Annotated in this window: 16 protein-coding genes; 6 read left to right on the top strand and 10 right to left on the bottom strand. The window is 51.3% G+C overall.

The window, feature by feature from the left end:
* Positions 1–44 precede the first annotated feature (44 nt).
* From ACM6G4_RS14545 to ACM6G4_RS14520, 6 genes are all read right to left on the bottom strand, one after another.
* The gene (locus ACM6G4_RS14545; RefSeq protein ID WP_056728573.1) at positions 45–1085 is read right to left on the bottom strand and encodes a DMT family transporter; all 1041 of its coding nucleotides are present in this window, start codon (positions 1083–1085) and stop codon (positions 45–47) included.
* Between the two features lie 239 nt (positions 1086–1324).
* Positions 1325–1546, bottom strand: coding sequence for a formate dehydrogenase subunit delta (locus tag ACM6G4_RS14540; protein ID WP_056728575.1), 222 nt, complete (start codon positions 1544–1546; stop codon positions 1325–1327).
* Complete coding sequence (gene fdhF, locus ACM6G4_RS14535; RefSeq protein WP_414913961.1) at positions 1543–4425, bottom strand: formate dehydrogenase subunit alpha; 2883 nt, start codon at positions 4423–4425, stop codon at positions 1543–1545. The genes ACM6G4_RS14540 and fdhF overlap by 4 nt, the downstream gene beginning before the upstream one ends.
* A complete protein-coding gene (locus tag ACM6G4_RS14530) occupies positions 4422–5981 on the bottom strand; it encodes a formate dehydrogenase beta subunit (RefSeq protein ID WP_414913960.1) in 1560 nt (519 codons plus the stop codon). The genes fdhF and ACM6G4_RS14530 overlap by 4 nt, the downstream gene beginning before the upstream one ends.
* The gene (locus tag ACM6G4_RS14525; RefSeq protein WP_046040265.1) at positions 5981–6457 is read right to left on the bottom strand and encodes a formate dehydrogenase subunit gamma; all 477 of its coding nucleotides are present in this window, start codon (positions 6455–6457) and stop codon (positions 5981–5983) included. The genes ACM6G4_RS14530 and ACM6G4_RS14525 overlap by 1 nt, the downstream gene beginning before the upstream one ends.
* An 808-nt stretch (positions 6458–7265) precedes the next feature.
* Entirely contained in the window at positions 7266–7577 is a 312-nt protein-coding gene (locus tag ACM6G4_RS14520; protein WP_414913959.1) for a DUF3077 domain-containing protein, read from the bottom strand.
* 569 nt (positions 7578–8146) lie between these two features.
* On the opposite strand from ACM6G4_RS14520, the gene ACM6G4_RS14515 reads away from it, so the two are divergent.
* The 4 genes from ACM6G4_RS14515 (at position 8147) to ACM6G4_RS14500 (ending at position 10951) form a co-directional block, all read left to right on the top strand.
* A complete protein-coding gene (locus ACM6G4_RS14515) occupies positions 8147–9166 on the top strand; it encodes a hypothetical protein (protein WP_414913958.1) in 1020 nt (339 codons plus the stop codon).
* Entirely contained in the window at positions 9163–9645 is a 483-nt protein-coding gene (locus ACM6G4_RS14510) for a Panacea domain-containing protein (protein WP_414913957.1), read from the top strand. Before ACM6G4_RS14515 ends, ACM6G4_RS14510 begins: the two co-directional genes overlap by 4 nt.
* A gap of 118 nt (positions 9646–9763) precedes the next feature.
* Positions 9764–10255 carry a hypothetical protein gene (locus ACM6G4_RS14505; protein WP_414913956.1) on the top strand — a complete coding sequence of 164 codons (492 nt, stop codon included), beginning with the start codon at positions 9764–9766 and terminating at the stop codon, positions 10253–10255.
* 177 nt (positions 10256–10432) lie between these two features.
* Positions 10433–10951: a hypothetical protein gene (locus ACM6G4_RS14500; RefSeq protein WP_414913955.1), complete on the top strand. Its 519-nt coding sequence runs from the start codon at positions 10433–10435 to the stop codon at positions 10949–10951.
* 1001 nt (positions 10952–11952) lie between these two features.
* On the opposite strand, the gene ACM6G4_RS14495 is transcribed toward ACM6G4_RS14500, so the two are convergent.
* The 3 genes from ACM6G4_RS14495 to ACM6G4_RS14485 form a co-directional block, all read right to left on the bottom strand.
* Entirely contained in the window at positions 11953–12777 is an 825-nt protein-coding gene (locus ACM6G4_RS14495; protein WP_414913954.1) for an abortive infection family protein, read from the bottom strand.
* A gap of 193 nt (positions 12778–12970) precedes the next feature.
* Positions 12971–13300, bottom strand: coding sequence for a hypothetical protein (locus ACM6G4_RS14490; RefSeq protein WP_414913953.1), 330 nt, complete (start codon positions 13298–13300; stop codon positions 12971–12973).
* 297 nt (positions 13301–13597) lie between these two features.
* Positions 13598–15232 (bottom strand): AAA family ATPase, encoded by a 1635-nt coding sequence (locus ACM6G4_RS14485; RefSeq protein WP_414913952.1) that lies wholly within the window; start codon positions 15230–15232, stop codon positions 13598–13600.
* A 1266-nt stretch (positions 15233–16498) separates the two neighbouring features.
* On the opposite strand from ACM6G4_RS14485, the gene ACM6G4_RS14480 reads away from it, so the two are divergent.
* Positions 16499–17779, top strand: a complete 1281-nt coding sequence (locus ACM6G4_RS14480; RefSeq protein WP_414913951.1) for a reverse transcriptase domain-containing protein — start codon at positions 16499–16501, stop codon at positions 17777–17779.
* Positions 17780–17819: 40 nt separating this feature from the next.
* A complete protein-coding gene (locus ACM6G4_RS14475; RefSeq protein WP_414913950.1) occupies positions 17820–22394 on the top strand; it encodes an ATP-binding protein in 4575 nt (1524 codons plus the stop codon).
* A gap of 241 nt (positions 22395–22635) precedes the next feature.
* On the opposite strand, the gene ACM6G4_RS14470 is transcribed toward ACM6G4_RS14475, so the two are convergent.
* On the bottom strand, positions 22636–23478 hold the full coding sequence (locus tag ACM6G4_RS14470; RefSeq protein WP_414914035.1) for a chromosome segregation protein SMC: 843 nt from the start codon (positions 23476–23478) through the stop codon (positions 22636–22638).
* Positions 23479–23574 lie beyond the last annotated feature (96 nt).

Raw genomic sequence — 23574 nt, 5'->3', positions numbered from 1 at the left:
CGGTGATGGCTACGGCCGGTTTAAATGGCCGCAGCCTCCGGGGCTCAGTGCGAGTGCCGGTGGTGGATGTCGGGAAAGTGCGGGTGACTGTGGACGATCGGTGAGTGTTGGTGCACATGGCTATGGGGTTGCACACCATCCCACTCAAAGGCATGTTCATGCTGATGATGCTCATCGTGGACATGCTTGTGGTCGTGGATTTGCGGTTCGTGCTGATGCTCGTGTGAGTGACTCTCGGTCAGATGAATCCAGACCCCAAGCCCCATCAGGCCGGCAGCGATCCAAAACACCCACGTCACGCCTTCACCGAAAAACAGGATCGCTATCGCGGCTCCCAGGAACGGCGCCGTGGAAAAGTACGCCCCGGTCCGCGCCGTACCAAGCCCCCGCAACGCCAGGACGAACAGCACCAGACTGACGCCATACCCCAAAAAGCCCACCAGCAGGGTTGGCCCAAGAAGCGACCACTCTGGCAAGTGCATACCCAGCGCGATCCCCAGCGCGCAATTGACGGCCCCTGCCACCAGCCCTTTGGTGCCAGCAATAAACAACGCATCCGACGCAGACACCTTACGTGTGAGGTTGTTATCAATGGCCCAACAAAAACAGGCCACCGCCACCGCGACAGGCCCCAACCAGCCATGAACCTCTGCCGAAGTGCGAGGCCACGCCAACAACACGCCCCCGGCAACAATGGCCACCATCCCCGCAACAATGCGCCGGTCAGCGTTCTCCCTGAAGACCACCCACGCCATCAGTGCGGTCAACACGGCTTCCAGGTTCAGCAACAGTGATGCGGTGGTGCCGGAGGTGAGGGTGAGTCCAAACATCAATGAAACCGGGCCCAGTACGCCACCGAACACAATGGCCCCGATGAACCACGGCCATTCAGGGGCTGTCAGGCCTGTCGGCTGCCAGCCACGATCACGGATCAGGCGGGTTAGCGTCAGCCCGACGCCGCTGCCCAGGTAGAGCAGGCCGGCGAGGAGGATGGGGGATACGTTCAAGCCTAGCCACTTGGCCAAGGGCGTGCTGGCGCCGAACAAGGCAGCAGCGCCCAAGGCGTAGAGAATGCTTTTGGTCATTGTGGTTCCGGGGCTCAGGGGAGGCAATCTTGAACAGGATACGCCGCGAATGAGCGCCTGTGGCCTGTCCACACAACACAACCCCCTGTGGGAGCCTAATGCTGTTCACTTAAGGACGAACACTGTATCTGTGGCGAGGGAACTTGCTCCCGCTGGGGCGCGAAGCGGCCCTAAAATGGGACTGCTGCGCAGTCCAGCGGGAGCAAGCTCCCTCGCCACAGTTTTTTGTAGTCAGCAGGCTAAGCCTCCCAACCCGCCCCAGTCACCGCCGCCTGCACCAGCGGGTGCAAGTCCGCCCCCTGGTGATCCGTCTGCCAGGCCAGCAACTCCTTGCGCATGCTCGGCGCCCAGTACATCTGCATATGATTGCGCACGCTGAGCACCGCCTGTTGCTGGTCCGGCTGGCTGGCGAAGTACTCGGCGATCTGATTGGCCATCTTGATCAGGTTGTCCGTGCTCATCGGCGTACCTCCGCTTTCGCGCCACGGGCCTGACGACGTTCATCGAGCAAACGTTGCTGTTCCTCGCTGAATTCCTGGAAGCGCTTTTGCCACTCAGAAGGATGATAAACCCGGCTGACTTCCACGGCGGTGACCTTGTACTCCGGACAGTTGGTAGCCCAGTCCGAGTTGTCGGTGGTGATCACGTTGGCCCCCGATTCCGGGAAGTGGAAGGTGGTGTACACCACGCCCGGCGCGACCCGTTCGGTGATCCGCGCCCGCAGCACGGTCTGCCCGGCGCGGCTGCCGATGCCGACCCAGTCACCTTCGCTGATGCCACGGCTCTCGGCGTCGGTTGGGTGGATTTCCAGGCGATCTTCGTCATGCCAGGCGACGTTTTCGGTGCGCCGGGTCTGGGCGCCGACGTTGTACTGGCTGAGGATACGCCCGGTGGTCAGCAGCAGCGGATAACGACTGTTGACCTTTTCTTCGGTCGGCACGTAGCCGGTGAGCATGAAGCGTCCCTTGCCGCGCACAAACTCTTCGATGTGCATGGTCGGCGTGCCGTCCGGTGCCTCGGCGTTGCACGGCCATTGCAGGCTGCCGTGGCGCTCAAGTTCGGCGTAGCTGACGTTGGTGAAGGTCGGCGTCAGGCTGGCGATTTCATCCATGATTTGCGATGGATGCTGGTAATTCATCGGGTAGCCCAAGGCATTGGCCAGGGCCACCGTGCCTTCCCAGTCGGCCTTGCCGCCCAGCGGGTCCATGACCTTGCGCACCCGGGAGATGCGTCGCTCGGCGTTGGTGAAGGTGCCGTCTTTTTCCAGGAACGAGCAGCCCGGCAAGAACACATGGGCGAACTTGGCGGTTTCGTTGAGGAAAATGTCCTGCACCACTATGCATTCCATGGCCGACAGAGCCGCGGTGACGTGCTGGGTATTGGGGTCGCTCTGGGCGATGTCTTCGCCCTGGCAATACAGGCCTTTGAAGCTGCCGCCCAAGGCTGCCTCGAACATGTTGGGGATGCGCAGGCCCGGGTCGGGTTGCAGGGTGACGTTCCAGGCCTGTTCGAACTGCGCCCGCACCACCTCATTGGAGATGTGCCGGTAACCGGGCAACTCATGGGGGAAAGAGCCCATGTCACAGGAGCCCTGAACGTTGTTCTGCCCGCGCAGCGGGTTCACGCCCACGCCTTCGCGACCGATGTTGCCGGTGGCCATGGCGAGGTTGGCGATGCCCATCACCGAAGTACTGCCCTGACTGTGTTCGGTGACGCCCAGGCCGTAGTAAATCGCCGCGTTGCCGCCGGTGGCATACAGACGCGCAGCGGCACGGATATCGGCAGCGGCAACACCGCAGACCGGGCCAAGGGCTTCCGGCGAGTTTTCCGCACGGCTGACGAACTCACTCCAGATCGCGAAATCGCTGCCCTCGCAACGGGCGTCGATAAAGGCCTGGTTGAGCAGTCCTTCAGTGACAATCACATGAGCCAAGGCGTTGAGCATGGCGACGTTGGTACCGGGGCGCAGGGCCAGGTGATACTCGGCGCGGGCATGCACCGTATCCACCAGATCAATGCGTCGTGGGTCGATGACGATCAGCCGCGCCCCTTCACGCAGGCGGCGTTTGAGTTGGGAAGCGAACACCGGGTGGGCATCGCTGGGGTTGGCGCCCATCACCAGGATCACGTCGGCCTGCATCACCGAGTCGAAACTCTGGGTGCCGGCGGACTCGCCCAACGTTTGCTTCAAGCCATAGCCGGTGGGCGAGTGGCAGACCCGCGCACAGGTGTCGACGTTGTTGTTGCCGAAGGCGGCGCGCACCAGTTTTTGCACCAGGTAGGTTTCTTCGTTGGTGCAACGGCTGGAGGTGATGCCACCGATGGAGTCGCGGCCATATTTTTGCTGCAACCGACGGAACTCGCTGGCGGCGTAAGTCACCGCTTCATCCCAGCTGACTTCCTGCCACGGATCGTTGATGTGCTTGCGGATCATCGGCTTGGTGATGCGATCCGGGTGGGTCGCATAGCCCCAGGCAAAGCGCCCTTTGACGCAGGAGTGGCCGTGGTTGGCCTGGCCGTTCTTGTCCGGAACCATGCGCACCAGTTGGTCGCCTTTCATCTCGGCGCGGAACGAGCAGCCCACGCCGCAATAGGCACAAGTGGTGATCACGCTGCGTTCCGGTTGACCCAATTCCACCACGCTTTTTTCCATCAGCGTCGCGGTAGGGCAGGCCTGCACACAGGCACCGCAGGACACGCATTCCGAGTCGAGGAAGTTATCCCCACCGGCAGCGGCCACCCGGGATTCAAAACCGCGCCCGGTAATGGTCAGGGCGAAAGTACCCTGTGTTTCTTCACAGGCACGCACGCAGCGGTTGCAGACGATGCACTTGCTCGGGTCGTAGTCGAAATAGGGGTTGGAGGTGTCTTTCACGTCCTCCAGATGGTTCTCGCCCTCATAGCCATAACGCACTTCCCGCAGGCCAACCTGGCCGGCCACGGTTTGCAGCTCGCAGTTGCCGTTGGCCGAGCAGGTCAGGCAGTCCAGCGGGTGATCGGAAATGTACAACTCCATGACGTTGCGCCGCAGGGTCGCAAGCTTTGGCGTCTGGGTGTGCACGCTCATGCCTTCGCTGACCGGCGTGGTGCAGGACGCCGGATAACCGCGCATGCCGTCGATCTCCACCAGACACATGCGGCAGGAGCCGAAGGCTTCCAGGCTGTCGGTGGCACAGAGTTTGGGAATGGTGGTGCCCAGCAGCGCGGCGGCGCGCATCACCGAGGTGCCTTCGGGCACGCTGATGCTGCGGCCATCGATGTTCAGGGTGACTTGCACCTGGCTGTCGCGGGCCGGTGTACCCAGGTCGATATCGGTTTTCGGATCGAAGAGAGTGATCATTGTTCGGCCTCCGAGGCTTGCAGACCGAAGTCGGCGGGGAAGTGCTTGAGGGCGCTGGCCACGGGATAAGACGTCATGCCGCCCAACGCGCACAGCGAACCGTATTGCAGGGTGTCGCACAGATCCTTGAGGATGATCACCTGCTCATCGCGACTGCTCTGGTCAGGCGCGGCCAACAGACGGTCGATCACTTCCACGCCCCGGGTCGAGCCGATACGGCAAGGCGTGCATTTGCCACAGGATTCCTCGGCGCAGAACTGCATGGCGAAACGCGCCATGCGGGCCATGTCCAGGGTGTCGTCAGCCACCACCACACCACCGTGACCGAGCATCGCGCCGATGGCCATAAAGGCTTCGTAATCCAGCGGCGTGTCGAATTGCGAAGGCGGCACCCAGGCGCCAAGCGGGCCACCCACCTGTGCGGCTTTCAGCGGCCGACCACTGGCGGTACCGCCGCCGTAGTCTTCCACCAGCTCCCGCAAGGTCAGGCCAAAAGCCCGTTCCACCAGCCCGCCGTGACGAATATTGCCCGCCAGTTGAAACGGCATAGTGCCCAGGGAGCGGCCCATGCCGTAGTCGCGATAGAACTGCGCACCCTTGGCCAGAATCAGCGGCACCGAGGCCAGGGTCAGCACGTTGTGCACCAGCGTCGGCAGGCCGAACAAGCCCTGCAACGCAGGAATCGGCGGCTTGGCGCGGACGATCCCGCGCTTGCCTTCGAGGGAGTCCAGCAGCGCGGTTTCTTCACCGCAGATATAAGCACCGGCCCCGACCCGCACTTCCATATCGAAAGCCAGGCCACTGCCGCCAACATCGGCGCCCAGGTAACCGGCATCTCGGGCGATGTTCAACGCTGCACGCAGCGTGGCCACGGCATCCGGGTATTCCGAGCGCACATAGATGTAGCCGTAAGTGGCGCCGACGGTAATGCCGGCAATGGCCATGCCTTCGATCAGCAAGAAGGGGTCGCCTTCCATCAACATGCGGTCGGCAAAGGTGCCGGAGTCGCCTTCGTCGGCGTTGCATACGATGTACTTCTGCGCAGCCTGAGTGCCGCGCACCGTGCGCCATTTGATCCCGGCCGGGAACGCCGCACCGCCACGGCCACGCAGGCCCGAATCGAACACCGCCGTCGCGGTCTGCTCGCCGCCAATGGCGATGGCCTGGGTCAAACCCTCGAAACCGCCGTGAGCCTGGTAATCCTCCAGCGACAGCGGCCGGGTAATGCCGGCGCGGGCGAACAGCAGGCGTTGTTGAGACTTGAGATAAGGCAACTCCTCCACCAGCCCCAAGGCCAACGGATGAGCGGACGGCTCGCCTTGCAGTGCATCAAGCACCGACGGCACATCGGCCACCGTCAACGGCCCAAAGCCGATCCGACCTTGCGGACTGTCTACTTCCAGCAGCGGTTCCAACCAGTACAGGCCGCGCGAACTGGTGCGCTGCAATTCCAGCGGCAAATTACGTTCCCGGGCCTGAGTGATCAGAGCCACCGAAACCTCATCGGCACCCACGGCACGGGCAAGGGAATCACAAGGCAGATAAAGAGTCCGCATCACGCGTCCTCCCGGCAAGCATCGAGCAGGGCATCCAGACGCTCGGCACTGAGCCGCGCATGCACCCGGCCATCCAGCTCCAGCGCCGGCGAACAGGCACAGGCGCCGAGGCAATACACCGGCCGCAAACTGATGCTGCCATCGGCGCTACTACCGTGATCGTCCAGTTGCAGACGCTCGCGCAACTGCGCGGCAAGCTGCTCGGCGCCACGGCTCTGGCACGACTCGGCCCGGCACAGACGCAAGATATGCCGCGCGGGCGGCGCGGTACGGAAGTCATGGTAAAAACTGATCACCCCACGAACCTCGGCCTGGCTCAGGTTGAGGGCATGGGCAATCTCGGGGACGGCGACATCGGGGATGTAACCGATACGCTCCTGAATATCATGAAGAATGGGCAACAGCGCACCCGGAGTACCCTTGTGGCGCTCCAGCAGACTGTTGACCACAGGCAGGTGCAACATCTCATCAGGCATTCAGCAATCCTCACGGTCACGGACAAACCAGGTGGTTGTCGGTTGTCCGAAAGTGTCGGCTGCGGCATTCACACCACGTCACGGTATCGTGGCATCTACAGACCGTCGGCCAGGGCACCCTGAGCGGGCATCTTGTTGCGCCCGGCACGGTCTTCGCCGCACCTCTAAAGGGGCATAAAAGCCAGATTGCCACGCGGCCCTTGATTCGGCCGCACCAGAGCGACGTGTTTGGTTCTGTCTACGACCTTGTATTGAGTCTAGAAGAATGAGGGGTGAGGCGCCGTGCCAGAGGGGAGGTTGCTGGAGTTATGCACAGCGGATTGCCTGTGGAGAAGGCGACGATCAAGCCCACCGGCAGGACTCGAAGGCCGGAGAAATAAAAACCGATTCCCCAGCATCTACTTCGAATCGAACAATCAAAAACCCCCGAAACCCCCGGAGCTAATCCCAAATCTCGCTAAACACACAAAGCCCCCTGTGGGAGCGAGCTTGCTCGCGATAGCGCCAGCCCAACCAGCATCAATACTGAAGGTGTACCGAAATCACAAACCACTCACCCACTCAGGTCAAATAATGCCTGCCAGCTCACCGCAATCCCTGTAGGAGCGAGCCTGCTCGCGATAGCGCCAGCTCAGCCAAGATGCACCGCAATCACAACCCAGTCACCCAGTCGGGCCAAATAATGCCAGTCAGCTCACCGCAATCCCTGTGGGAGCGAGCTTGCTCGCGATAGCGCCAGCCCAGCCAACATAAATGCTGAATCAGCTACCACCCTCGCAAGCCACCCACACCCCACAGGCCTCAACCACTAACCTTCAGCCTTCGCCCCCGCCCGCTTGGCTACCGGCGCACAAGTCCGATCCCGAGTCAGCACCTTCACCGCATCATCCACCAACGCCTTACTCATCGAAGTCAGATAATGCGCAGCCCAAGCATGCCGGTCAGTATCTCTGGCATAAGCGGCATCTTCAGTGAGTGTTTTGGCCAGGAACAGAAAATCGGAGGCCATGGCTAACGCATCGCCGAGAGGAACCCCGCGAGTGACATGAAACAGCGCTTGATCCGCGCAGTAGATGGCCGGAGTCAGACCGATGGTTTTAAGTTCAGGCTGTTCAGTCATTGGCCACCTCCGAGGATGGAGAGGCAATGGGGGAGGGGGTTACGCGATTGGGAGTTGCGTAGAGGGAAAAGCCAAATTTCAAACGGATTGATACTGCGCATTATCCAACTCCTTGATATGAGGAGCTGCCACGTTCGTTACCACACGAATGGGTGACAGCTGTGCGCAGGGTGGTAAACCGGGTATCAAGGAAACCGGCACGCCCGAGGGCGTCCCACGCACAGCCGCCATAACTCACGCCGCAGGCATAAAAAAAGCGCCTGATGACGTGATTGGGGCGCTGTTGCGCCTTGAATAACTCGGGTTACCACACCCGGTCGCTGAATTGGCAGCGACGGGTGGGGAGGTTATCGTGAAGACTCGTCACCTGCAACCTTCGAAAGTTTCGACCTTCTACTCATCCACGATGAGAAAAGTGCCCTAGCACCTGTTACGAAGCTTCAGTTTTCAATCGCATGATGTTATTTTGGAATCATGGTCGGAGTAGTGTTAATTGGCCAAGAAAAACGCCGAATAATTATCGTTTTTATTCATTTTATTGAAAGTATTTTAGATGGTAAGTGAGTTAAATGGATCTTCCGTTGGTGTCAACAAATTTGCTTGCGGTGTTTTTCTCTATTTTTCTTGGTGTCAGTGCAATATGGTTTTTGATTAGGAGGTTCTGGGGAACACTCAGCAGTTTTTTGGGTTCGGTAAAGAATGTCATTGTGAGCTTATATGTAAGAAAAAAAGATTTTTTGCTTAGTACCTTATTGATGATTTCTGTGGCCTTCAGTGTTATCGCTTCGGGTGGAAGTAAACTACTTGATTTAGATGCTACGAAAGCGGCAGGTCTTATTTCGAGTATGCCTACCGATTTTTTACGCGCAAGAATGCGCGAATTTTTGTCTGAAAGTAATTTTAATTCATCATTTTGGATTGTTAGTTTGCTTCCTGGATTGGCGGGGGTTCTCAACTATATGGCATTTTCCTACTATCGAAGGAAGGTGTCCGGTTTAAGTGGTGCGCTAAAGCGTAAGTCGGCGGAAGTTGATGCAGTCCCTAGAGTTGATGTTGATTATCTTTTTGAAATAGAGTTGAAGCAATGGTTTTTAGCGTTGGGTTTGGATGGGGTCGTTAGGGCTACTGTTTTCAGAGATGAAGGTGTGAAAGGAAAGTTCAGTTGTTTCGCCCGGTATTGTGAAGATGATGATTATAAAGAAAAGCGGGACTATTTGTACGACAAAGTAGGGCTTATTGCAATTGCTTGTAAGCCGAGAGTAAATGCAACTCATCTTAAGTTGCCTGATCCGAAAGAGTCAAATGATGCATACTGTAAGTATCATACCCAATATATGGGGATATCATTGGAGAAGGCTCGCGGGCTTCGTATGAGGTCGCGTTGTTATATAGCGATGCCAATAAAAGATACAAGAAAAACTAAAAATATTGGTGTTTTGGTGTTGGAGGCTCTTGGCGAAGAAGGTCTTAGCGCCGCGATATGTACCAAGCTGGAAAAATATGGTTATTTGACGAAGCTTTCATTTCTTATGGAGTTTGCGGAGGGGTTAAGGCCGAAAATTTCCATGCTAAAGGGACATGAAATATGAAATCGAAAAGCGCACTAAAAGAATTGATGCTTTGCATACTGGCTAAGTATCCTCACCCGAATGATATGTCTAATTCGAGGTTGACGAAGACCGTTTTCTTATGCGATTGGAAGTCTTGCCTAGAGAGTGGTGCTGGAATATCAGGTGTTGAATGGTATATTGATCATTATGGGCCGTACGTTGATGATGTTATTGATTTGGCGAAGAGTGATGCAGATTTTTATGTTGTCAATGTCCAAAGTGAAAATGGGAAAAGCAAGAGTTTGGTAGGGCTTAGTGGAGATGCGCGGTGCTATTACGACTTGAGTGTGTTGGATGAGACCTGCGTCGATTTTGTAATAGGGCTTACTGAAGATAAAGGGTATGATGAATTCATTAATTTAATTTATTCTTTGTACCCTGTAATTACAAGTTCTAAGTTTGGTCGTATAGACTTGGTTAAAAAAGCGCGGGATTATAATGCGCTATTTTTAGATTGATAACATGGAGTTGGTTGCAAAAAAAAGCATGGTTAATTCGCTTTGACTCTTTAGGTCGCTAACCTTTCGCTTTTGGTAACTTGGTGACTAATAATTAAGTTCATGTCGGAGATAAGTCGTGCCAGCTGGCGATAATGAGAAAAAGCTACGCCGCCTCGTATTAGAGAGGTTCGGTGAAAAAGCTTTAAGTGGAAAGCGTTCTTATGCATCATTTATTGATGGGCATGATGACAAAGTTTATATCTCGGTGGATGATACAATATTTCTACCAGATGGCAGTGCGATTCTGATTGAGGTGGACTCTGGGAATTACGCCAAGCTGATAGCTGGGCAATATGCGTTAGTCAATGGTTTATTTGATGGTGTGAGGGAAAAGACGCTATTTCTCGTTGTTCACTTCTATAAATCATCTAAAGATAAAAAAGAATATACATCCGGAAGGACCATAAAAAATCTAAATGCTATTCAAAAATTCAATCCCGAGGCAGTGTGGTTGCCTTATGCGGTGCTAACTTTCAGCGAGTTTTCAGAAATTGTTTCTATCTCGAACTCAATTGAAGAGCTATGCACTGCTCTGTGGGCAATAAGTAGTGCTGTAATATCAGTCTGAAAGTAGTCCGAATGAATTAATTCTATATTCGTGACGTGACGCCCTGCTCAGTGGCTCAATCCACTGTCACGGTATTCAATTCAGGCAATAAGGGGCTATGAAGAGTATCTGTGAAACCTGTTAAAGCATTGTTGCGCTAGTCAGTGTCTGTTTATTTTGAACAAGAAAGGATATATCATGACAACCACCCTTGAAATAATCGATACCGCGGTAAAGGTAGGCTTGGGAGCAATAATAAGCGGAATCACAGTTTATTATTCAGCATCAAAAACAAATGAGCATGAAAGAAAAAGTGAGTTAATAGTATTTAAGCGAAATAAGCTGGTTGAAATTTCCGATAAGATTCAATTGTCAGCCGAGTTGGCAAACAAGCTAATTCTCCAGATTAGTCTAGAGCGTGAAGATCAAGACGCAATAGTTAGTCAGGGGCTGCCCTATACGCTAGAAACTACAATGGAAATGTGCAATCTTGCAAGTTCTGCCTTGCAAATTTCTTCTTTGATAAATGATCGCAATCTTGTCAGTTTGCTAAAAAGCTATTGGGAGAATCGCAGAGATCTCCACAAGCTATTGCTTAAGAATATTCGGAATTCTGACTCTGCAGAAAAGTATGATGGCTTAAAAATACAAGCGGACGAAATTCGTTTAAAAATGTATGATTATTATAGTGTGGCAGTAGACAAAGTCCATGCCTGATAATGCATCCTATATAGGTGAGTTTTTTAAAGCTCTTATATAGGTTTCGCGCTGACTCGCCATTAGTTATCTGCACAAGGTCTGCGCACAGCGACAGTCAACGTTGCTGATGGAATTATCCTTGGCCTGAAAGACTCCTAGACAGGCAACATTTGATCATTTGCTTTTTCGCGAAAGGCAGTAATCGGCCAGATGTGGGCATCTGATTAGGGGCTCCCGCCGAAAGCGGACTATCGAAGATAACCGAAAAACTAGAGGTGATACAGTCACTGAGCTTGAGGGGGGAATCCAGAGATGTGTAAACTACCGTTGAAAAAAGTGAACATTTTGAATGTTAGGCTTCCTTTTGACGCACCTCGCGTACAGACCTGTGGCCTGGTTTTTATAGGCCGTTGGTCTTTCCGTCGAGCGAAGCGCAACGAACCGCATATCGCTTCATCCGCTTCTTCACCTGCTTCCTGTGTGTTTCCGGCAGTTCCTCCTCGTGAAATGCGGTAAGCGACAACGCCGGTATCCCTCCGTTTGATTTTAACCGGAAACAACTTCGTCTCATTGTAAAGAATAAAACTAAAAACGCGTGAGAAACGATCCTGTTCCGCTGCCATAGAAGGGGGCGTTTATTTTAGTGGGGGAAATCATAGTTAATCTAGGATTAATGGGGGTCATCAGTTTACGATAAATCGACGGACACATGATCAAACAAAAGTCGCCGACGAGGTGATGATGCAGATCGCTTAGATTCAACATCCAATTAATGTTGCGCAGAAGATGATTTCTGGGGTGTGGTCTGTTGCGTTGAGCGAGTAACACAGTTGGTCCTATCCGCCGAAACTGTTCAAGCGTGCTGCGTAATCTCCCGCTGGCCGGCAGAGTTATTTCGCTGCTGGCCAGATAGGCAAACTACTGTTTTCATCAAGACCGACTTAAAGCGGAGACTTACTTTTGGTGTGTCTTGCCACTTTGGAATGCAGGAAAAAAGCTGGTTAGAATGGCCGGCGTTATTATCGTACAATCAACTTATCCAGCATGTATCCAGAGATTACGCCGGCCAGTTCTACGGCCGCTTCTGCCTCCGCTTTTGTAATACCTGTGGACCAAGGCCGACCGTGACCAGTACCTTCTTTATTCCGAAGGCGATTTACGCCAACAGCAACTTGATACATGCCACGCTCCATCATGCGGCACGGGGCCTCCGTAGATAATGGTGGGTCCTCGGGTGTTGCCAAGCCGAGAGCAACGAAGGCTTGACCTAGCAAAGCAGGAAAATTGGCTTGCTGCGGGTATGCGCCGAACTTTACAGTTATTACGTGGGCTGCAGTAGCTTCTAGTAAATCTTTGCTCGTGCCGGAGAGCAGCGCTGCGTCCTCCGCACCTTTCTTTGCACGTCTGGCATACGCGCTCAGTGCCTCTGTGAGGCTCCGGCCGCTCAATGATTCCAAGTTCGTAGATCGTAGGTCTCCATCCATTGCGAGTACGTAGCCCTCTGAATTGAAGGCGTCTACAGCCCGCAAAATGACTTCCTTTCCAATGTAGTTATCGGACGTTTCCCTGAAACCTCCGGACGCTCTAATCTTGGAAATCAAACCCTCTACCAGCTTACTGCCGGCAGCTTGGTCATTATCGAGTGCCCAGGAAAGAACGGCGCGCAAGCGCTTTGCTTTCCCAACAGATTGACCTTGCACTTTCGGATCAACGTTCGAAAGTCCTGCGCGCCCAATGTAGAAATCCAAATCAGAATGACTTGGCTCCCTGTATGTGCCCGATTGTGAGTCATCGACCATTTTACTCACTGCGGCCACGATCAAGTCTGTAATCGGCAATGTCATTTCGTTCGCTGCTCTCTCTTAGGTTGTCGCCAACGTTTGAGCTAACTGGCAGATGGAGGCCATAGACCGGAAACCACTTGGTTAGGCGAGGCTTAGACCCTTGTGGCGTTAGGATAATAAGCCGACCATTAATACAGCTGACAGATCGGGTGTCCAGCGTCGATCCTGCTCACGGGGGGCCGCCCACCTTCATTCATTGAATGTCTTTAAGATAGTCCTTGAGCGCAACGAGCGGCGCATCAAGCTGCTCCATCACCTGAATCCCGGCAAATTCCCCCGCCAACCTCCGCAACTCCCGCCCCAATGGCTTATCCCCACCCCCAATGGCTTCCAGCGCCAACCCCACGCACTCATCCACCTTCAACTGAATCGCCTCAACATCCCCCCGCCGCACCAGCAACTCAAACACATCCCGTTGGTAGTCACCCATGACCAGGTCGTCACGTAAAATCGGGCTTGAATCTTCCGATTCATAAGCCAGCTTGAGGGAGAAGAGGGCGACGGTTTCCAGGTGCAATTCCATGGGGGGGAGTCCTTGTGAAATGTTCTTCCGGCGAGAAGGGCAGAAGAGAAGCAAGATCAAAAGATCGCAGCCTTCGGCAGCTCCTACAGGTCAGCGCGTTGTCAGGGCGTTGTCGGTGGGGTGTCAGGTACTTTTCTATAGGCGAAAAAAAAGGCCTTGCAAAGCAAGACCTTTCTTAATTTTGGTGCCCGAGGGAGACCCTCGGGTTCCATATAAAACATGGCCTGCAGCGTAATTGTACGTCTAGGGATACAAGCTGGGATACATGATATCGCTCGCTGGATCCGCGGTTACAGATTAAACGAGCATGTCGGACAATTTCCCCAGCTTGATCCTGAGCGACCGCTGAAGCTCATCATTGATCCCAATAAGGATCAGCGCTGCCCTCTCGTAATCAGTTCGACCGTTGAAATGTAGCGCCTTCGCAATACCGTTGAGCATCCCAGATTCTCTTACAGGGTATCGACATACGATTGCGTCGATGTCCTGAGCGTTGATCATCTGTTCGATACGCTCTAGCTCACTAGGATATGGAGATTCAAGCTTGAACTCGATATCGTTTTTCGCTCCTTCCATCATCATTTTTCTATCTGGCAAAGCAAGCAGGAGCTTATCTCGAATATGCCGCTCAGCTATGCGGCTAGCCAGATGCTCCGGTATTCCTTTGGCGGTTACTGCTTGTAAGGCTGCCACTTGCGCTTCATGACGTAGCTGTTCAGGTGTTAGACCAAAGGTTTTGGCTTGCTGAGCTGCCAATGCTGCTGATACCTCGGCGGAATAGTAGAGGCTTTCAACTGCGAAAATCGGGAGTGGGTAGATGCCATGGGACTCGAAATCGAGAACCTGTTTTTCGTCCATCCCATCATGATCAATAAGACCGAAGGCTTGCGCCCTATGCAGTTCTTCCACAGCTCGTAAACCTTCTACCGCTCTCATAACCTCTCGGCAGCTTTCACGCGATCTCACAGAGACGGTAGGAAATAGTAATGAATACAGAGGGTGGTCTAGGCTGTTGGTTGTTCCTTCTATAAACAATATCTTCCGGCGCGAACCGATCAGATCAACATATAACCATTCTGGTATTTTTTCAGGGGCATCCAAGACGTCCACTTGCCACGACTCGACTGCTGTACCACGCCATTTACAACCTCGAACGAGGATGATTTTCGACGCAAAAGAACTGCCTGGTAGATCTAGCTCGTGCGTGCAGATTACAAAACCGCATGTGGGGCGTTCAGCAATGAGCGCTTTTAAGAGCGGAACCACGATAGACGGGTGGAGGTGAAGTTCCGGCTCATCAATCAGGAAAATGGCTCCATCAGGAGCTGCTACGACTTCAGCTGCAAAAATAAGTGCGGCCCGTTCTCCGTCAGACATTCGGGCAAAACTGTAAACGGCATCGCCTTGCTGGGCTTTTAGTTCACCCTCAGAAATTAGAATTCGAACCGGTAGGTTTGCTTGGGCTAGCAAGGCATTGATGCGATCTAAGGGGGCGTCATTTGACTGGAGTCGAGCGATAGCACTCGACTGAGAACCTTCAGCTTTGATTTCGTTTGCGGCATCGACCTTGTACTGTAATTCAGCATTTTGCAGGTCATGAATAGCTTTTTCATTTCTTGCTGTTCCTGCCGTGCTTCTCCACCTTGTGTCTGGATCGGCGTTCCAATGGGGCAAGTTGATTGCTAGATCTTTTCTGGAAGCAGCTGTCAAATTGAGGCTTTCACGATCAAAGGAAGCAGGTCGGGAACCTGGCATAAACACTAAATTTTTACCGAGCTTAGTGGAGAGCATTCCTACTAACGCCGATTTTCCGGTTCCGTTTCGACCAAGAATAAAAATTGGGCATCCGGGCTCAACCTCAATTTTTTTAGTGCCCTCTTCCGTGTTGATCTCAATCGTACTAAGGGTGCCTTGTGGTTCACGCTGTTCCATACGTTATCCTAAGTCGTTGATTTATCTATAGGTTCTATGTGGCAGAGAATCGTTCCTGCCAGAGTACGGCAAAAAAGTGCGGGGGCCCCTAGGACATTCCCTCGGGTACGGGGTCGGAAACCCGCCAGATCTTGGTAGCGGCAGTCGTCCCAGCTTACTGAAATTTCAACCTTGAAATTGAAAGGCCCTTGAACAGATAGGAGATCTCTACCGCATTTGTAACAGGGGCTGGATGTCATCCATCTAATAGGGCATATGCATAGGTAAGCTGTATTTCACTGTGGGAGATCTTCCCGCTAACAAGGCCCCGTGATAAATGAGTCTTGCAGGGGCTATAGCACACCTGAAATGGCACGGTTCACCGCAATATTTTTTCGCTGGTGGCATCACAGTTTGAGGGGCTTGGGGTAGATATTTATTCGGGTTACAAACGTTACACATGTTACATCGGCCCTATCTCGCTGATTTTATTGATTTTTTTTTGTTACACGCAAATTAAGAAATTATGGTGAAGCAGGTTACAGTTCGGCTTGGTGTTACATTGGCGCACCTATATTTTACCAAGTTCAGTTCTATAACCCCTTGTTGCGGTTGCTGGCTTTTTTTCTCTACAGAAAGAGTGCTAGCATCAGGCCACTTGGCTGGCGTGCTGATCGAACTGCGTAGCGGTGTCGAACCCAGTGTGCCCAGCGGCAGCGTCGTCTCATCTGATGGCACTGTCCGGGTCGCGTCCGAGATTGCAGTGAATGCATCCAGGTCTCCCGAAGGTAGAGACGCTTGCCCGACTGCTATGTTGTATGCCGGAACTCCCATTGCTTTATCGGTGGCTCATCGGACGGTAGATAGCTTTATTTTCAGGGTGGAGCTCGATGTGGGGTCGTGTGACGCGAAGTTGATGGCCGCCTTCACCGTGAAGTCGAAGGCTACCGTCATGGCGAAATTGACGGCAATCTTCAAAAAGGTAGCATTACCAATCTGGAGGGGAGTCGCATGAAACCAGCGTCATGCAAAAACGTGCCAATTCGGCACTCAGAGCGTTCAGCCTCGTGTTGTGCGCATTCAGCTTGGCTGGCGTGCTGATCGAACTGCGTAGCGGTGTCGAACCCAGTGTGCCCAGCGGCAGCGTCGTCTCATCTGATGGCACTGTCCGGGTCGCGTCCGAGATTGCAGTGAATGCATCCAGGTCTCCCGAAGGTAGTTAGTCCGTCTAGCAGTTGGGGCAGGTTCGCCGATGAGCCCCGACCAACAGGGCTTGAGGTGACACGGATGGTTGACCTATATCTAAACGTCCGAAAAACCAGGACTCTTGAAAACGCTTGGCGGGTGGTAAAAGCTAGCGCTCAGATGTCTTCCTCTGAAGAAATTCGTAATAGCGCCAATGAGTTTGAGTCCGACTATGTTGCGAATTTGCGCACTCTGCAGAGCCAATTGCGTGAAATAAAATTCAAATTCAAACCCCAGAAGGGCGTTGCGAAAAAGCGTCTAGGAAAAGATCCGAGACCTTTAATTATATCACCAATTGAAAATCGTATTGTTCAGAGGGCAATACTGGATGTTTTGCAGGATAATGTGCCGTATGTTAAAGATGTATTAGATGTTCCAACTAGCTTCGGTGGGATAAAGGGAAAAAGAGTTGAGTTGGCAATTGTAAAATTGAAAGAGAGTTTTGATGGGGGTGCAAAATACTATATTAGGTCTGATATACCAAGTTTTTTTACAAGGCTTAAGAAAGAAACCGTTCTCGAATGCATGCGGCTGCATGTCGTTGATGATAGTTTTTATAATCTCTTTGCTAGTGCGATTGAAACCACTTTGGCTAATCTTTCTGAACTGGGTCGGAAGAATTTATTAGAGTATTTCCCAATTGGTCTTGATGGTGTTGCTCAGGGCTCTCCGCTATCGCCGCTTATCGCGAACCTGTATTTGGCGGAGTTTGATAGGGAAATGAATTTTGGTGGAATTACATGTATTCGTTATATCGACGACTTTGTGATACTGGGGAAAACCGAAAGAGAAGTCTTCGCAGCATTTCGGCGCGCTGAGGCAATATTGAAACGTTTGGGCTTAACCGCCTATTCGCCTTATTCGGCGAGCGATAAAGCGGATTACGGACAAGTTGGTAACGGTTTTGAGTTTTTAGGCTGTCACGTTAGCCCAGGTCTCGTGCAACCGTCAAAAAAAGCGAGACGAAGCTTGCTCGATAAAGTTGATGAGGAGATCGTGCGCGCTAACTATGCGGCACAACATATACTGGATGGTGGAGAGTTGTTTGCTGGTGGATGCTATGGGCAGGCGCTCTCAAAAATTAACAGAGTGGTTTGGGGGTGGGGGAAAGCTTTTTCTTTTTGTAATGGGCTTCAGGTAGCTAAGAGCTTGGATGTGGAGATATCAAATAAATTGGCTACCTTGGACCGGAGCATGAGAAAATTTATGTCAGGCGCGGATTATCGGGCTAGACAAAAAATTGCTGGAATTAATCTCTTGGAGGAGATTTTTTCACCGTCAGAGAAACAGACTGATAGTTCTACGAGTAGTAATGCTTCATAGGTAGAAGCTATACAAATTCACCAGCCAGAGGGGTATAGAATTGAGTAAAGCAGGCATTCAGTCAAATCGAGGGGATGGTTTTCAATCTCTGGTGGCCTTTGGCTGGGCATTGTCTGTACTCGAAGATCCAGATTATCACTGGCTGGAGGTCGACTCGGTTACTTGGTCTGTTGATGATGTTGTCATTGGGAGAAAAGATGGCGGAGTAATTTGCTGTCAGTGTAAAAAAAATCAGACGCAGTTTAAGTCTTGGTCTATAGCGGATCTTTATGATGAGCTGATTAAGGCAAATGAAGTGTTATCCAGTGTTCCGAAAAGCGTCGTTTGTTTTTACTCGCGCACGCCGTTTGGCGAAATGGCAGCTTTAAGAGAGTATAGTACTAACTATAGTGATGTAGAGTCTTTTAATGCCAACTTAGGCAAGGCGCACGCCGCGTCAAATTCTAGTTTGAAGAAGTTGCTTGAGAGTTGTGCGTCGAGTATTTCTGTTTTTGATTTTTTGAGTCGAATAAAATTTGAAACCACTCCAGACCTGGAACGGATGCAAGAGTTGCTGTTTGAACGTCTGCGTCGTTTGGCGAGTAATTCGTCTGCTGCGTATAATGCGTTGTGGGTCAGGATCTGCCAGTTAGGTATGAGATTTGAGGAGGGAGATAATAAGCTTTCTGCTGATTTTAGCCGTCTGACTAAGTCTGATGTAAATGAGTTGATTGTTCGTGCAGGTGCGATGCTTATTCCAGCAATGGATGTCGTGGAGGTAAAAAAAACGTTCGAGAGCACTTCCTCAATTGGCCGTTCTTGGCGGAGGGATATTGGTCACGAACGCCTTAAAAACCCTATTCTTATCGAAGTCATTAAAGCCGTTGAGGAGAAATGTGGTTCCATATTGATTACTGGCGCTCCTGGGTCTGGTAAAACATGCATAATGCTTGATTTGCAGGAGGAGTTAGAAAAACTTGCTGATTCTCGCTCTGATCTTGTACCACTTTTTATTCAGTCGCGCGAATTCGCTGATTTGTATTCGGTACAAGATCGTCACGCTCTAGGCTTAGCTGAACAATGGGTGGGAAAAGTTGCTCGCTTAGCTGACGATGTACATGTTGTCGTGGTAATTGACTCTCTCGATGTCCTCTCTATAGCTCGTGAGCACAGTGTCTTACAGTATTTTTTAGCCCAGATCGACCGCTTGTTGCTAATACCGAATGTTACTGTTGTCACTGCATGTCGTGACTTTGACAGAAACTATGACCGATCGATTGCGCAAAGGAAATGGGTCAAAGAGTTCCATTGCAAACCGCTGGATTGGGATGCCGATGTAGAACCGTTGCTCTCTAAAATGAGAATTGATCTATCAAGCATGGACTCTGCCACTCGTAAGCTGATCTGTAATCCCCGCGAGCTTGCCCTGTTTGTTGATCTTGCCCGTACAGATGGTAGTTTTAACGTCGTCACTAGTCAGGGACTAGCACAACGCTACCTCCGAATGACTATTCAATCTGATAAAAATTTAGGTGACTCAGCAATCCAGGCACTTGAAGACGTTGCAATGGAGATGTTGAGGCTAAGGAGCCTAGCGGTTCCTCGACAATTCTTCCCGGCAGCCGAGAGGGTGCTCAGAGCCTTGCTCAGCCACGACGTGTTACACGAAGCTCAAGAGGGAAAGTTAACGTTTGGGCATCAGACGTTGTTGGATGTACTTGTTATCAGTGGGGCCGTAAGGCGAGGAATGACGCTGCATGAGTTTATTGAGGGTTTGCCCCCTGTTCCTTTCGTGCGACCAACTATACGGAGTTTTGTTGCTCAGCTTGCCGCTGGTGGCCGGCGAGAGTTTAGGAAGCAACTAAGGACTGTTCTCACTGGTAATCACGCTTTCCATATTAGACGCCTAGTAGCAGAAAGTTTTGCAGAGCAACTTCCATGTGATGCAGATTGGCCGCTCATTCGTGAATTGCGAAACTCGAAAAAAGAAATTTTTCAAGTAATTTATGGAAAGGCAGTACAGGTTGAATGGTATGGCTTTTGGCTAAAGCATCTCGTTCCGTTGCTGAGAGAAGAGTCCGATGCGGATGGTCTAATCAGACACGCACACCGTGTGAGTCTGTGGCTTGTTGAATGCCCAGTTGGAGTGCTCGAATTTTGGCAGGAAATATTGCATGCGGATAATTTGGATAAAACATCACTTATCAATCAAATGGCAATCTCCTGCAAAAATGTAAAATCCCAAGACGCACCACTTTTAGCGCCATTGCTTGTTGAGCTGTTGAAACTTCCGAATTCGAAGAGCAGCTTTTTGGGGCAGGCACTCGCCAATTGCGTGTCAGCTGGCGGTTTGGATGATGTTGTTCTGTGGGATTTTATAGCAGGGGATGTATGTGAGGCGGATGTGCTCGGATACCGCCTTGGTAAAAATCTACAATGTCAGTCGCATCAGTTTGGTGATAGAGGTGATCAGTTTCTCCTTAGGCGGATGCAAAGCTCCACTCAGTTGCTCGATCTGGTTGTAAAATCTATCGAGATGTGGAGTAGTATTAAATACCAAAGTCGCGATATTAGAAGTTCAGGATATAGGACCGGTTTTTTAAGTGATACCTCCTATAATGATGATCAGTGCTCGTCAGAATATCATCACGATAATGAGCGGGTTCTATTTGATCTTCTCGAGAAAGCCGTTGTCAGTCATGCGGAAACTGACTCGTTATGGTGGAAGGGCAGTCGTGAGCGTTTATGTTTTAACGTAGAAGGCGCATTGCGTTATTTTGCCTTGCGAGGGTGTATAGCTGCTCCGCGTAGTAATTTGGATTTAATCGAAAAAATAATATGTGATAAAGGTTTTTTAAACTCAGGGCTAAAATATCAGGTTGGGGTTCTTATTAAATGTGCCTTTTTACAGCTTGATTACAATGTGCAAGACGCAGCAATGGATGCCATACTCGATCTTCATCAAGGCTACGCTGATGACGTGAATGGTCGAGAATACATGGTTAAAGAGCAATCTCAACTCCTTGCTTGTATCCCGCGTCACCTGCGATCTGAGGCTGCAAGCTCTATAGTGCTGGAGTATGAGCAAATTGCTTGGCCCGTTGAATGGCTGCCTGCACCAGGAGTCAAAGTAAGGACAGTTCTTTCGCCATTTTCTTATGAGGTTTTTCTGGCTCTAAGCGATTTAGCTGTCCTGAAAATTTTGGAACACTATGATGGTTATGTTCGAGATTCTTTTGATGAATTTATGACCGGAGGAGAACGTGAAGTTGGCTGGGAGTTGCGTGAGGCTGCATCCCGCAGTTCTATGCGTTTTTTGCGGTTATTAAAAGAAAATTGGGACCAGATCACTGAACGGTTTCGAGATTGCATCATGGACGGTGTTGCTGTTTATTTAAGCTGCCGTTTTGGGAATAGAAAGTCTGATTCTAACTGGCAACCTACAGAAGAGCCCGATGCTTTAAAGTTGATGCGGGATATTTTTGAGGAGTTGGAGGGGCACTCTCAATATTGGCAGCACAATCGTGTGGCTGCAAGCGCCCTGCAAGCCTCTGCTCACATAGTAACAAGTTTTGAAGATTCTTTTAAGTTAACTGTCTTTGCTTCAATGTTTTTAACATTGGATGAGGAGAGTTCTGTTTCAGGAGACAATGTCGATTTAATAACTCACGGCATCAACATGGCACGTGGTGACGCTGTTGAGGCTCTGATGATCATGGCGAGTCGTCTGAAAGAAGACGGGTGTGAGTGGCCTGTTTTGCTTGCTGAAACTTTGTACTCATTTGCATCAGATAAGCATCCAGCAATAAGAGCATTGATACTGAGACGGCTGCCTTACCTGATGCAACTTGATAAAAATATTGGGTGGAAGATTTTTGATATGACGATGCAAGAGCCAGCAGCTGGTTTGTGGGCAATTGCTGAATCGTGCCTTTATTATACGTATCACAGACAGTTCGAGATCGTTGGCCCTTGGTTGTTAAGGTTGTATGTTGAGGGGGAAGGAAAAGACTTTAAGACCTGGGCGAGAATTTCAGCTTTGGCGGCATTGTCTAAAAATATTGATCAGCAGGATCTTATATCAAAGTTGAGAGCGCTCGAAAATGAAGACGCTTGGAAGGGGGCTATAAGTATATGGACGAATGAAAGCAACCTTCGGCAGTGTCGCGAGTTTTGCTTAGATGGGTTGAATAATATTCTGCAATCTAATAGCGCATCCTGTAAAAATGTCGCTCACAAATTCACCGATATTTTTCGACAGGTATCTCCGCCCGTACTTGTTCCGCTAGAGTTTATCGAGAACTACTTTGCTGCGTTAGGCTCAGATTCTGATCGTTCGCATCGAAATATATATGGGTTTGATGGGTGGTTGAACGCCGTTTCAGGTAGAGACCCAATGTTTTCGCTTAAGGTGACTCAGGTGTATCTAGCCTTCGCGCAACATGCAGGCGCTAGTATTTATGATCTTGATCACAATTTCACGCAATTATTAACTCGTCTTTTTTCGGAAGCAGAGGAACGGGAGGAGTCAGACAAGGGGGAGATGCTTGGCATGGTAGTGGCCATTCAAGACGCTATGCTTGCGTTAGGGGTTAATGGGGTTAGTGAGTGGCTCGAGGCTGCGGAAAGATCGTAAATTCCAGCTATTTAGGAAGGGTGCTGGTTCTACAATCATCAATCAAAAGTTGGGGGTTGCGTAATTTGAGATCCTTTGGATTTAGTGCTCATTACTTTAGGAGGTGTACCAAAGGAGCCTTTATATGTTTTTGTCTGTAGAAATAATATTAAGTGTTTATGAGTTTGGCTATGGTCGACTTTTATTCTTGCAGGAATCTAAACAGCCCACTTGCGCAGGCTGTTTTGGGCGAAACTACTCGTTACATGGCCAACACGTCTTGCACCGAGTGTTTGCAGGAGCGATCTACTAGGTCATCGCTATTCCAGCTTCTGACGTTTTCACCCAGTTCCGGGAGGGTCAATTTCATCAGCCCGATCTGATCGCGATTGATAAGGTGATAAGCAGCCCAAAGCTTGCCTCCAGCATCTAGCAACGCCTCAGCCGCTTGATTCCACTTTTCCTCCAGAACGGTATGCGCCAGGTGAAGGGCTTTTCTTTCGATGGCTTTGTGTTCTTTTTGGGCTTCGGCGATGTATCGATCAATTGTTGCCAACTCCTGCTCCAGAGCAGTGATGATCAGCTGTTGTCGCCGATTGTGCTCAGTGGCAGTCGAAAGATTTTTGGCGGCCTTCATTGCCTCGGTGTTGGCGTTCTTTTCGCCCTCTGTGTCGCCCCAGGCTACCGCTTGCGCGTAGGCCGTCGCAGCATCGGTTTCGGCTTGTCGGGCTTTAGCCATATCCTCGATAGCTCGCTGGCGGACCTGTTCCAGACGGGTGCTGAGACTTTGGCGCTTTTCGTTAAGCTCCTGCTCATCGGCTGTCCAATTAGTCATTGCCTCAACATAGGCCGCCATGAGGGAATCGCAATTCACGAGGTTTTCGCGTCGATTGATCTTCTGATCCAAAAGGCTGGCATTGTACTGGCATGAATCGAAATTCCTTTTCAGGTCGTTGTACTTGTCGCGTATTTCTCGTTTTTGATCGGGTTCGATGGGCTCCTCGCTTTCCAGCGCTACTTCATAGGGAAGCATTTCGGCATGTAGGCGTTCCGCTTCGCTGAGTAACTGGTCGCGTTGGACCTTCAATACATGGATCTCGATTATCCGTGCTTGCTCTGTGCAATTCGCGTGGTCGTTCATTTCGGGACTGTCTAGCGCTGCCTCAGGAAGCAGTGCGCTCTGAAAGCTTTCCACCTCGTT

It is taken from the genome of Pseudomonas sp. IT-P258 (assembly GCF_949767825.1).
Classification (GTDB): domain Bacteria; phylum Pseudomonadota; class Gammaproteobacteria; order Pseudomonadales; family Pseudomonadaceae; genus Aquipseudomonas; species Aquipseudomonas monachiensis.
The sequence above is the reverse complement of the archived record's forward strand: the minus strand, read 5'-3'. Positions and strand labels throughout refer to the sequence as shown.